Raw genomic sequence first — 12499 nt, 5'->3', positions numbered from 1 at the left:
GTGAAAGCGAATCGTTAAGCACGAGCGAATCATTAAGTACAAGTGAATCATTAAGCACGAGTGAGTCATTAAGCGAAAGCGAATCATTAAGCACGAGTGAATCATTAAGTACAAGTGAATCATTGAGCACAAGTGAATCACTAAGCACAAGCGAGTCATTAAGTGAAAGCGAATCGTTAAGCACGAGCGAATCATTAAGTACAAGTGAATCATTAAGCACGAGTGAGTCATTAAGCGAAAGCGAATCATTAAGTACAAGTGAATCATTGAGCACAAGTGAGTCATTAAGTGAAAGTGAATCGTTAAGCACGAGTGAATCATTGAGCACGAGCGAATCATTAAGTGAAAGTGAGTCATTGAGCACAAGCGAGTCAACAAGTGACAGCACATCAGAAAGCACAAGTGAATCAACAAGCGAAAGTAGTTCAGAAAGCACGAGTGATTCAACAAGTGACAGCACATCAGAGAGCATGAGCGAGTCAACGAGCGAAAGTAGTTCAGAAAGCACAAGTGAATCAACGAGCGATAGTACTTCAGAGAGTACAAGTGATTCAACAAGTGAAAGCACTTCAGAAAGCATGAGTGACTCAATAATTGAAAGTGACGCTATGATTTCAGATGAGCCGACAAATACAGTTGGTACAAATATGAACAATATAGTTCAAGATGATAATTATGAAATAAATACATTAAATAATAATATTGAAGAGGTTTTAGATTCTAGTGAAATCATGGATCATAATGATGATCAATCTTCTGATGATGAAAAGTTACCTGATACAGGTGAAAGTAAGCAAAATTCTGGTTTAATGAGTGGCTTGCTTGCAGCTTTCGGTGGTGCTTTGTTACTTAGAAGTCGCCGTAAAAATAACCATGATAATCAGTAATTTTAAATTACAGGCTAAGGGATTTCTCTCTTAGCTTGTTTTATTTAATATAAATACTATATAATAATTTAAAAAGAGAATTGGGAAATGTTGGTTATTTTGTATATTTTATAATAATGCTAATTTGTAAAGAAGGGACTTTTTATGACAATATATAATATTAATTATAGTATTGGTTGGGCGAGCAGTGGTATCGAATATGCCCAATTTTATAGAGCTAAGATGCTTCGTGACCAAAAGGAAAGTTTGAAATTTGTGTTTTTAGATTTATTAACACATGAGAATATTCAAACTTTAACAAGTCACATGGGATATTATGACGATGAGATTATTTGGTTATACCAATATTTTACGGATATTAAAATTGCACCTACTTCTTATACAGTGGAAGATTTAATTGATACGCTTGATATGAAAATAACGCGTCGAGAAGAACAGAAAAAAACGATTAAATTATTTAGTGAAGTGAATCAAACGTATGTTGTTTGTTATTTGAAGGAACAAGGCAAGCCATATGTGGATAGAGCTGAGTTTGTTTCTCGTGGAAAATTAATTAGAAAAGACTTCTATACTTATACAAGAACATTCTCGGAATATTATGCGCCACATGAGAATAGAGCGAAAGTTTATATGAGACAATTTTATAATGAAGATGGTTCTATTGCTTATAATGAGTATTTAAATAATAACGGTCATTTATACATGTTTAAGGATCGAATTTTATATTCTAAACAAGAATTTGTTGCTTATTTTATGAAATGCTTGCATTTAACATCAAAGGATATTGTGATTGTTGACCGATCCAAAGGTATGGGACAACCTGTTATTCAAAATAAAGGCGATTCTAAGTTAGGCGTGGTCATTCATGCAGAACATTATAGTTCGAATTTCACGAATGATGACTATATACTATGGAATAATTATTATGAATATGTATTTTCTCATGTAAATGAAGTGGATTTTTATATTGCAGCAACAGATCGACAAAAAGCAGTTCTGAGTCATCAATTTAATCAATATTACGGAAATCTACCAAAGATATATACAGTGCCTGTTGGTAGTATTCATGATGTGATTAAGCCAGATAATAGAAAACCTTATTCAGTCATAACAGCATCAAGATTAGCCAGTGAAAAACATATAGATTGGTTAGTGAAAGCTGTCGTCAAAGCAAAACAATCTATTCCTGATTTGATATTTGATATATACGGAGAAGGCGCTGAAAGAAACATGCTTCAAAAATTAATCGAAGAAAATGAAGCGAATCACTATATCAAGCTTTTAGGACATGTGAAGTTACAAGATGTATATGCTAATTATGAATTGTTTTTCGCAGGTTCAACAAGTGAAGGTTTCGGTTTAACGTTGATGGAAGCTATCGGCTCTGGTTTAGGTATGATAGGATTTGATGTCGATTATGGAAACACAACATTTATTGGTCATAATGAAAATGGATATTTAATTCCTATCGATAAAAGTCACCAATCAGAACAAGAAATCGTCGACAATTTAGCCGAAGCGGTTATTCAATTTTTCAAAAATGATACTTCATCATTTCATGAGAAATCTTATGAACTTGCTGAACAATACAAGACTGACAATATTAAACAAAAGTGGTTTCACTTAATTGAAGAGGTGCTACATGATTAATCTATTTGAATCTTTTGATATAAGAACACAACGACTTTATAAAACATTTGAGAACGCAAAGATGAATGTACAAACAATTGTAATTGAAGAAGATGGATTCTTACCTTCAAATGTCATAACACCTTATCAATTTTTCGCTAATAATGATAATCATGCTTCAAAACCATTATTCTTTAACCAAGTGCCATTACCAAGATTTTGGGAAATTGAAGGTAATAATAATTCAGCAGAAATTAAAAATATGGGCGAAGTAAAAGGTAGAATTATATATAAGAAGAACTACGGTTTTAGAATAGTTGAGCGAATTGAATGGTTGAACAAACAAGGTAGAACACAAGTCATTGATTATTATAATGATAAAGGTTTAAAGTATGCGCAATTAATGGTTGATGATAATCAAAGACGCATTATTAAACGATGGTTTAATGATCGAAATGAAGAAATTATAAGTGAGAATTTCGTAACGAATGATATTATGTTGAAATGGAACGATAAAGAATATATCTTTCAATCAAAAGTTCAGTTTGTCATATTCTATTTAAAGATGAGCGAAATGCCGTTAGAAAGCTTTTTAATTAATTCTCTATCTATACCATTCGCAGTCCTTCATGACTTAAAAGTAGAAGGACACGACTATTTGTATTGGCAAGAACAAATTAAAGATGATTTACCGGGAAATATGAAGCTTATGTTAGCTGATAAGATGAGAGGTAGTAAAATTTTAATATCAAATAATGAGGAATATGATAAAGTACGTGAACTTATAGAATCTGAACATCAAAGTAGAATTGCGAAAGCAGGTTATGTATACGAGTTTAAAAATAATCATAAAGAAGCGCTCAATGTGCTTACATTAACGAACTCTGATCAGATTCCACATATTGAAGATATCGTTAAAGCTCATCCGCAATATCAATTTCATATTGTTGCTATTACTGAGATGTCTCAAAAGTTACTACAACTTAATAAATATCATAATGTCACGCTACATCCTGTAGCAACTAAAGAGAAAATTCATACTTTATATGAAACATGCGACATTTATTTAGATATTAACAAAGGTAATGAAATTCTGGATGCTATTAAAGTAGCATTTGAGCACCAGTTATTGATTTTAGGATATAAAGAGACAGTGCATAATGCGGATTATATTGCTAAAGAAAATCAATTCTCGTTAGAACATAAAGATCAATTAATCCATGCACTAAAAGAGATAGAAGCGGAACCTACATTAGCTGATGTTAAACGAGAAATTCAATTGAAGCATGCAAGTTCATTACAAGCACAAGCATTTGAAGCGTTGTTTGAATAATATACGCCTATAAAGCATACTCCTTTACTATGACCTTATCTTATTTCTTGGTATGATAAGTATGATATAAAGAATATTAAGATAAGAGGTGTTTCAAATGATGTTTATTGCTGCATTCATCCCTGTATTCATTGTTGGCTTTATTATTCTTGCTATTATGGAAGAGAAAAAGAAGAAAAAATAACTTTTCGACTTTTTATATAAATTGAATTTATCTAGACCTACCAATATTTGATGTTGGTAGGTATTTTTATTTTTAAAAATAAATTTTTTGAAAATTGTAAATTGACTCTATAAATAGACAATGGTAAGATATTTCTTATTAATCCAATCGGAATAATAAATTATTGGAGGGGACAAAGATGAAAAGAATGAAATTAGGATATTTTTTAACAGGTTTTGGACATCATGTTGCGAGTAGTAGACATCCTGACTCTATTAAAAAGGGTGGTATGAATTTAGAGAAGACGATTGAACAGGCGAAGATTTTGGAAAAGACTAAGTTTGATTTCTTGTTTGTATCAGACAGTTTGTATGTAGATAAGAAGACACATCCTGATATGTTTTCATTTTTCGAACCTTTATCACTTATGTCTATTGTTGCTAGAGAAACGAAGCACTTGGGTCTTATTGTAACGGGTTCAACGACATATTCTGAACCATTCAATCTAGCAAGGATCTTTGCTTCTTTAGATCATTATAGTAATGGTAGAGCTGGTTGGAACATTGTTACTTCTGGAATTAATGCGACTGCATCAAATTTTAATGGAACAAATAATGTGGATCATGATTTAAGGTATGAGCAAGCGGATGAATTTGTAGAAGTTTCTAAACAGTTATGGCATTCATGGGAAGATGTGAATCCTGAAAAGTTACATGATGAGGGGAGATTATTGCCTGATTATCAACCTAAGACGATTGATTATAAAGGACGATTTTACAGTGTGAAAGGTCCGTTAAATATTGAACAACCGCCTCAAGGTCACCCTTTACTTGTGCAAGCAGGTTCTTCTAAGAAAGGTATTGATTTTGCGGCTAAGTATGCAGAAGTCGTGTTTACCGCTCAAAATGATGTGGATGCTGCGGTTCGTTTTGCTGAAAATTTAAAAAGTAAAGTTAAAGAAAAAAGAGGCGATCACCAAGACGTTGTGATTATGCCAGGAATATTTCCGTTTATTGGTGAAACGAGAGAAGCGGCAGAAAAAAATTATAACGAATTACAAGATTTGATTCCTAAAGAAATGGGATTAGAATTATTATCTTCTTATTTAGGTGATACAGATTTAAGTGGATATGAATTAAATACACCGTTTGCGGATATTGAAATCGATCAAGGAAACAATATTCAAAGTCGTGTTGATTTGATTAAAGAAACAGCTAAGAAACATCATTCTACACTTGAAGATGTTATGAAACATGTAGCTGGTGCAAGAGGTCACCATATTATCGTTGGGACGCCTGAAGATGTAGCAGATAGAATGGAAGAATGGTTTACGAAAGGTGCTGCAGATGGCTTTAATATTATGGCACCACTCAATCCTACACAATTCCAATTATTTGTAGATAAAGTGGTTCCAATATTACAAGATAGAGGGTTAGTGCAAGAAGATTATAGCGAAGGAACATTACGAGAAAAAATTGGATTAAGTTATGCTAAGCAACATAATTAAGAACGATTAAAACAGTTAAAGCTGTTATTCTTCTGAAGAGGTGGTCATCAATATGTATGTAGCTTTTACACTTGTTTCATGTGCATTCTTTATCGGTATTGTCGCTTGGTATTCTTATTATAAGACGAAAAATACAGTAAATAGTTCTGGCGGATTTTTCTTAGGTGGAAGAGGGTTAACCGGCGGATTTATCGCAGGTGCCTTAATTCTTACTAATTTATCTGCCGAGCAATTAATAGGATTAAACGGACAAGGTTATCAGAATAACTTATCAAGTATGGGATGGGAAGTAACAGCTGGATTTTCAGTCATTGTATTAGCGACTATTCTATTACCCAAATATTTAGGAGGCGCCTTTACAACGCTTCCTGAATTTATAAATACACGTTTCGACCATCAAACGAGATTATTAATTGTCGTGTTATTTATGGTGGGTTATGGTTTCATTACCATTCCTTCAGTACTGTATTCAGGCTCTTTAGCTGTGATACAAATTTTTGATATACCGAATATGTTTGACATTACGTACGAACGATCCATCTGGATTATCGTTTGGGTGATTGGTATTATCGGAATGCTGTATGCAGTTCTTGGTGGATTAAAAGCAATTGCCATTTCAGATACATTAAATGGTATCGGATTGTTGATTGTCGGGGTACTAGTACCGATACTTGGATTTATTGCACTTGGCGATGGCAGTATGTTAGCGGGCATGAAAACAATCGCTACAGAACATCCAGAAAAGCTTAATTCAATCGGTTCACAACAAGATGATGTGCCCTTTGGTTCGATTTTTACAGGTATGATTTTTGCTAATTTATTCTACTGGGGTACGAATCAATATGTAATTCAAAGAACGCTCGGTGCGAAAAGTTTAGCAGAAGGTCAAAAAGGTGCGTTATTTACAGGATTTCTTAAAATTCTTGTACCATTCTTAATGATGATACCAGGCGTTATCGCATATCATTTATACGGTTCAGGATTAAAGAATATGGATTTAGCTTATCCAACTTTAACAAAAGACGTCTTTCCAACATTTTTAAATGGTTTCTTTCTAGCTGTACTATTAGGTGCCGTATTCTCGAGCTTTAATGCGTTGCTCAATAGTGCATCAACATTGTTTGTTTATGATATTTATAAAGTACTCATCAACAAAGAAGCGACTGATAGACAAATGATCAGAGTGAGTCAATGGTTTGGCGTAATCTTGGCGCTTATCACATTCTTTATTTCACCAATGTTAATGAATGCACCACAAGGATTATGGACAATCATTCGTCAGTTTACAGGATTTTTCAATATACCTATCATCGCAATTGTACTGGTAGGGATATTTTCTAAAAGAATTCCAGCTATCGGACCTAAAATTGTGATCATATCACATGTCATTGTTTACTATTTACTCATATGGGGCTTGCCAATGTTTTTCCATTATGAGATGACGATAAACTTTATTTACATACAAGGATTATTGTTTGTCATTGAAGTACTTTTAATGATTGTTATTGGAGCAATTAAGCCATTAAGTACACCATATCAATTCAAACCAAATCCTAAAGTGGATATGACACCATGGAAATACACCATTCCAGTAACAGTAGTCTTATTTGGGTCAATGATATTTACATTTGTATTGTTCTCGCCAATAGGACTAGCCTCACAAGAGAATATCGTTTCACCATTGTTCTGGCCAATGGTCGTAGCACTTGTTATAGTAGTGGGCGTTCTGTATTACGTCAGTCTAAAACAATGGTCACATAAATACGAATCAACCCTAAAGCAGCAATACAATAAACAACTCAAAGAAGAATTAAATATAGAACAACAAGGAAATGTTTTACCGAATAGCTTAGAACAGTCGATAAAATGATGATAGATAGTGTGGTAATATATATAGTGTAATTTTACTTGTATAAGTTCAGAAAAATGTGTTAAAATTTAGGAGCAATATAAATAACCATCAGTCTCCGGTTAGAGGACTGATGGTTAATAAGTAAAGGCTCACAGGTGGATTGTGAATACGAAACGAACCTTAATAGGTGTAAGCTAACTATACTGCGAATATAGTTAGCTTATTTTTTATGCCATTTTTTCCATTGGTAGTATTGATACATGATATTAATCTTAGACTTCAATTTATGATCGTGTCTTAAAAAAGCAGAGCTTCTCCAAAAGTGTTTCCAACCTTTCTTTGACCAATTATCAAATGTTAGAAACTGACCTCTTGTTCGCAGTGCTTTTGGTTTATTGAGATAGAATACATTTTTAATTAAGCCGACACCAATTAATGGTCGATAACGATTCTTTGCGCTATATGGTTCTAAAGGAATGTTGATTAAAGCATGTTTGAACATCTTAGTCCAAGTCTTCGGATTTTCTTGTCGATAGATACGCATCGCTTCCTGTAAATCATTAGGCAATTGATAGTTCAGAACACGTCCATCCAAGCGCTTAACTTTTACATAAAAATACATTTTAGACACAGATAAAAATTACCTCCGAGCGAAAATTAATACCATAATTATACAATAAAAATATATGGAAGGTCTAACAAGAATATAAGAAGAGAAGGGGGAATGTTGGAGGTGTGAATATTGTAAGTGAGGTGCGACAAGCAATGTTCAGGACCTCGTATTTATCAAGACTCATCAAACAAGCAACATAGAAACTCCGTATATTGCAAGACTGCCGAAAGAAGATAATGGCATCATATGTTAAAATAACAGTAATTAAAATGAATGCTACTAATGTTGAATAACGATAAACAGAATACCTCTATTGACGCCAATCGTACCTATTGTTAGCAATTATGCGATTTAAAGAGCGTTAGGTGTTATGAGGTGCATTATGTATAATAAAAGAAATAGATTTAAGGAGGGGTTTTATGAGTAGGCAAAGAGTTTCAGCATCTCAAGTAGCCAAATTAGCAAATGTATCTCAATCAACAGTATCGAGAGTATTTACACCTGGTGCAAGTGTGTCTGAAAAAGCACGAAAAAAAGTTATGGCCGTTGCGAATGAATTGAATTATAAGCCGAATGCATTAGCAAGAGGGCTTATTATGAATAAGACAAATCTAGTAGGTATTGCGATGAAAGCAGTGCAGAATCCTTTCTACCATGAAACACTTGCAATATTTACGAAAAAATTAAAAGAAATTGGCTATTCTGTGCTATTTGTAAATTCAGAGAATGAAGAAATACAGCAAGAAGAAATCAATCAATTTTTAGAATATAATGTCGAAGCGATTATAGTGACAGATGCGATTTTGTCTTCTGGTTTAGTTGATAAATTATCTAAAGCACAAATTCCAGTCATCTTATTTAATAGGAGAGATGAATCTTCAGATAGTTATTCAGTAACGTGTGATAATATCAATGCTGCGACGAATATTGCAGATTATTTCTATCAAAGAGGACACAAACATAATGTGTTTATTTCAGGATTATTGAACACTTCTACGAACCAAGAGCGATTAACTGGATTTAAACGTTATTTTGACGAGAAGAACATGGAAATAGATGTTATTCATGGTGACTATACATACGAAAAAGCTTATCATCTTACTTATGAATTTTTAAAATCAGGGAAAAAGATAGATGCATTATTTGGTGCAAATGACGTTACAGCACTAGGCGCCTTAGATGCAATTAAAGCGTATGGTCTATCTGTTCCAGAAGACGTTGAAGTTATAGGATTTGATGATATTAAGATGGCTTCTTGGCCAAACAATAATCTCTCAACTTGGTCGCAACCTATTGAGGAAATGGTTGATGGTGTCATAAATATTTTAACAGATCCAAATAGCGTGGTTGAGCGAGATCAGTATATTCAAGGAAAATTGCTTAAACGAAAAACAACTGTACATACTTGACAAATGTAAGCGTTTAACATAATCTTGTTATAACACAAATTGCATACGTATTCATACTTTTGAAATGTTCAAAAGTATTCTTTTATATTACATTTTGAATACGTATGCAAAAATATAGGAGGTAATTGCAAATGAAGTTTATCAAAGAAGGTATGGCTGAAGCAATCGTAAAAGAAAGTGACGAAAAGACGAAACAAATTGTTGCAAATACTTTGAAAGACATTGAAGAACAAGGTGATAAAGCAGTAAGAGATTTATCGATTAAGTTTGATAAATGGGATCCTGAACAATTTAAATTATCTCAAGCACAAATTGAAGAAATAGTAGACTCTATTCCTGAAGACGTTAAACATGATATTGCATTTGCTCAAGATAATATTAAGAAATTCGCAGAAGCACAAAGAGACTCTATGAAAGATATTCATGTTGAAGTTATGCCGGGCGTATTTTTAGGACATAAAAATATACCTGTAGAAAGTGTAGGATGTTACATACCTGGTGGTCGATATCCAATGATCGCATCGGCACATATGAGTATTTTAACAGCTAAAGTTGCAGGTGTAGAGCGTGTTATTGCTTGTACACCTCCTATTAATGGAGAAATTCCAAAAACAACTGTCTATGCTATGCATAAAGCAGGAGCTGATGAAATTTATATATTAGGCGGCATTCAAGCTATGGGAAGTATGGCAATTGGTACAGAAACGATTCAACCAGTTGATATGATTGTAGGTCCAGGTAATGCATTTGTTGCTGAAACGAAACGCCAAGTGTTTGGTCGCGTAGGTATAGATTTATTAGCTGGCCCGACTGAAACTCTAGTCATTGCTGATGAAACAAGTGAGCCAGAAATGATTGCAACAGATATTTTAGGGCAAGGTGAACACGGTCCAACATCACCAGGTGCTATTATTTCTACTTCTGAAGAAATTGCGAAAGAAGCGATGAAAGAAATTGAGAGACAATTAGAAACTTTACCTACAGCTGATGTAGCCAGAGAATCTTGGAATAATTATGGTCAAGTGATTGTTGTTGAGGATGATCAAGAAGCAGTTAAAGAAGCTAATAAATTAGCATTCGAACATGTTGAAATATTAACGAAAGATCCAAGTTATTATTTAGAACATATGAAAAATTATGGTGCATTATTCTTAGGTCCAGAAACAAACGTTGCTTATGGTGACAAAGTCATCGGTACAAACCATACTTTACCAACGAAACAAGCAGCGAAATATACAGGTGGCCTATGGGTTGGTAAATTCTTAAAAACAGTGACATACCAACATATAGACGATCCTGAACAAAGTGCAATGATTGGTGAGTATGCAGCAAGACTTTGCCAGTTAGAGAACTTTGCAGGCCATGCAGAACAAGCATTATTACGTGTTAGAAAATATGGTAATCAATAGTCAACAGTGAATGCTTAATTAAGGAGGCTTTACAATGTTAGGGATAATAGGACTTATCGGGGGACTCGTGTTACTGACGATATTAGTAATGCGTGGCATGAATTTGTTAATTGTTGCACCAATATCAGCATTGTTTGTTGCTTTATTAAATGGCGTGCCCGTCTTTTCACAATTTGCCGAAAAAGGACAAACTGACTTTATAACCGGATATATGGAGGGCTTTTCAGGGTTTATAACTTCTTGGTATTTGATGTTCTTAACAGGTGCCATATTCGGTAAAGTCATGGAAGATAGTGGTGCAGCTGAAAGTGTATCGCATTGGATTATTAGTAAAATAGGTATGAAGCGAGCCGTACTCGCAATCGTCCTTGCATGTGGCGTCTTAACATATGGTGGGGTAAGTCTATTTGTTGTAGCATTTGCAGTATATCCAATGGCTGTTAGTTTATTTAAAGAATCCAATTATCCAAGAAGGTTTATTCCAGCCGCTTTAGCATTAGGATCTACAACATTTACAATGACTTCAGCCGGTTCTCCTGAAATACAAAATTGGATACCTATTCCTTACTTGCACACAAGTCCCTATGCAGCATGGGAAGTCAGCCTTGTGACAGCACTCTTTATGTTAATAGCTGGATATCTGTGGCTCATGCATATGATTAAAAAAGCAAAACGAAATGGTGAGGTATTTATTGAAAGAGAGAATGATGAATTTGAAAAAAGAAACCATTTACCGAATCCTTTTTTAAGTATGATTCCATTATTTGTTGTATTAATCGTGTCTTTTCTACTACATAACGTACTTGAACAATCAGCGCTCATTATTTCCCTATCCAGCGGAATTATAGCAACATGGTTATTAAATCGTAGTTATTTCAGAGATTTTTGGAAAGCAGTAGGAAAAGGAACGGAAGGTGCGTTAATAGCACTTGGTAATACATCAGCAGTAGTAGGTTTTGGGAGTGTAGCTAAGATTACACCAGCCTTTAATGATGCGATAGAATATGTGACACATTTAAACGGATCGCCACTCATAACTGGGGCGATCGCTGTAATGGTTATCGCAGGTTTAACAGGTTCATCTTCAGGTGGACAAACAATCGCGTTGCCAATACTCGCGCCACATTATATAGATATGGGTGTAGATACAGAAGCATTGCATAGAACAGTAGCATTATCATCAGGGACATTAGACTCCTTACCACACGGTGGTTATGCCGTTACTACAATTAGATCTATAGCAGGAGAAACACACAAAGACGCATATCCAGCATTCGGCGCAATGACCGTACTCGTCCCAATCGCAGCTGTTATCATAGCCATTATATTATTCACTTTAGGCATGTAATTGAATGTATATAGAAATAGACAAAATATACCAAATTATGATATTATGTAAATGAAAAAGGACAACGTGGTGGAACACGTTGCCCGATGAGCCCGTTCGAAAGACGGTGACTGAAGTTTTTAGAACAATAATAAGTAATCATTCCAGAACTCCGTCAAAAGTTGGAATGGTTACTTTTTGAATGTTGCTAATTAATATTAAACCACTGATTGATATGACAACCATTAGAATTTCATAATCAGTCATTCTACTACTTTCAAGGAGCAAAAACCAACATCATAGGCATCACCCTTGAAATAGAGATTAGCCACTATCTTTCGAACTTGCTTATATTAATATAAAAATAAAA

General features: G+C 34.1%; 9 protein-coding genes. 8 read left to right on the top strand and 1 reads right to left on the bottom strand.

Annotated features, from left to right (window positions below; all coding sequences use genetic code 11):
• From LQ675_RS12920 to LQ675_RS12900, 5 genes are all read left to right on the top strand, one after another.
• A partial coding sequence (locus tag LQ675_RS12920; RefSeq protein WP_239753264.1) for an LPXTG cell wall anchor domain-containing protein occupies positions 1–887 on the top strand: 887 nt, incomplete at its 5' end.
• 144 nt (positions 888–1031) lie between these two features.
• On the top strand, positions 1032–2537 hold the full coding sequence (gtfA, locus tag LQ675_RS12915; protein WP_048540419.1) for an accessory Sec system glycosyltransferase GtfA: 1506 nt from the start codon (positions 1032–1034) through the stop codon (positions 2535–2537).
• Positions 2530–3849 carry an accessory Sec system glycosylation chaperone GtfB gene (gene gtfB / locus LQ675_RS12910; RefSeq protein WP_107610265.1) on the top strand — a complete coding sequence of 440 codons (1320 nt, stop codon included), beginning with the start codon at positions 2530–2532 and terminating at the stop codon, positions 3847–3849. Before gtfA ends, gtfB begins: the two co-directional genes overlap by 8 nt.
• Positions 3850–4211: 362 nt before the next feature.
• A complete protein-coding gene (locus LQ675_RS12905) occupies positions 4212–5519 on the top strand; it encodes an LLM class flavin-dependent oxidoreductase (RefSeq protein ID WP_075578275.1) in 1308 nt (435 codons plus the stop codon).
• Between the two features lie 52 nt (positions 5520–5571).
• A complete protein-coding gene (locus tag LQ675_RS12900; RefSeq protein WP_048540422.1) occupies positions 5572–7389 on the top strand; it encodes a solute:sodium symporter family transporter in 1818 nt (605 codons plus the stop codon).
• A gap of 202 nt (positions 7390–7591) precedes the next feature.
• Here the strand turns inward: LQ675_RS12900 and LQ675_RS12895 are convergent, their stop codons facing one another.
• A complete protein-coding gene (locus LQ675_RS12895; protein ID WP_075578433.1) occupies positions 7592–7993 on the bottom strand; it encodes a DUF7679 family protein in 402 nt (133 codons plus the stop codon).
• Positions 7994–8403: 410 nt separating this feature from the next.
• On the opposite strand from LQ675_RS12895, the gene LQ675_RS12890 reads away from it, so the two are divergent.
• From LQ675_RS12890 to LQ675_RS12880, 3 genes are all read left to right on the top strand, one after another.
• On the top strand, positions 8404–9393 hold the full coding sequence (locus tag LQ675_RS12890; RefSeq protein WP_048540424.1) for a LacI family DNA-binding transcriptional regulator: 990 nt from the start codon (positions 8404–8406) through the stop codon (positions 9391–9393).
• 131 nt (positions 9394–9524) lie between these two features.
• On the top strand, positions 9525–10802 hold the full coding sequence (gene hisD / locus LQ675_RS12885; RefSeq protein ID WP_048540425.1) for a histidinol dehydrogenase: 1278 nt from the start codon (positions 9525–9527) through the stop codon (positions 10800–10802).
• A gap of 34 nt (positions 10803–10836) precedes the next feature.
• Positions 10837–12150 (top strand): GntP family permease, encoded by a 1314-nt coding sequence (locus LQ675_RS12880; RefSeq protein WP_048540426.1) that lies wholly within the window; start codon positions 10837–10839, stop codon positions 12148–12150.
• The last annotated feature ends 349 nt before the right edge of the window (positions 12151–12499 follow it).

Origin of the sequence: Mammaliicoccus sp. D-M19, from assembly GCF_022386695.1 — a bacterium.
GTDB lineage: Bacteria > Bacillota > Bacilli > Staphylococcales > Staphylococcaceae > Mammaliicoccus > Mammaliicoccus sciuri.
Note: the sequence above shows the minus strand (reverse complement) of the source record. Positions and strands in the feature narration are given on the sequence as shown.